1 protein-coding gene is annotated in these 829 nt (G+C 66.5%); it reads right to left on the bottom strand.

The window, feature by feature from the left end; translation table 11 throughout:
* Positions 1-55 precede the first annotated feature (55 nt).
* Positions 56-829, bottom strand: a 774-nt coding sequence (locus tag NKI85_RS37775) for a LysR family transcriptional regulator (protein ID WP_352780985.1), incomplete at its 5' end; no start/stop codon positions are given.

Here is an 829-nt window from a genome sequence, read left to right as displayed (position 1 = left end):
CCAGGGCATGAGTGCCAGCGTGCGGCTCAGCTGGCGGCCGATCGACGCCTGGAGCTTACTGGATCGGCGTCTCGCCGCGAAACAGCGGCTGGTGCGCCCGCATCAAGCCGGCAATCCGGTCGGCGACTTTTCGTACCGGCGGGGAGTGACGTTCCTCATGATGGGTGACGATCCATTGGTCGGTTTCGAGTTCGGGGATAGGCAGAGCGACGCGAACCAGCCGTGGATCGCTGTCACCGACGAAGCACGGAAAGATCGAAAGCCCGGCGCCGGCAGCCACCAGTTCGCGCACCGAATGGGTGTTGTTGCCGCGCACGGCGATGCGATCGCCGTGATGGGCTTGCAGCCAGCGCGCCGAGGCAATGTTTGCCCCTTCGCCGGTGACGCCGACGAACAACCCGGCGGCGATGCCGTTGATCAGGTGGCGTCCGGAATAAATGGCGTGGGCGACCTTGCCGCTCTGACGGCCGGCCAGCCACTGCTCGGTCGGGCGCTCGCTGCGGATGCCGATGTCGGCGGCACGGCGACCAATGTCGACCCGGTCGGTGGTGGTGACGAGCTCCACCCTTATGCCGTCATCGACCGTCCAGATCTCGCCGATATGGGCGGCAACGAAGGCCGAGGTCCATGGCCCGGCCGAGACGCGGACAATGCGGTCGGGCAGGTTTCCTTCGCGCCAGCGGGTCAGCGACTGCATTGCTGCCTCGACGTCTTCGGCGCGCCGCAGCAGTTCTTCACCGACTGGGGTCAGCCGGTAGCCGGTTTGCTGACGCACGAACAGCGGTTCGCCGATCTGCTTTTCGAGCGCGGTGACGCGTCGTCCAAGGGT

It is taken from the genome of Mesorhizobium sp. M0571, assembly GCF_040320985.1.
Lineage (GTDB): Bacteria > Pseudomonadota > Alphaproteobacteria > Rhizobiales > Rhizobiaceae > Mesorhizobium.
The sequence above is the reverse complement of the archived record's forward strand: the minus strand, read 5'-3'. Positions and strand labels throughout refer to the sequence as shown.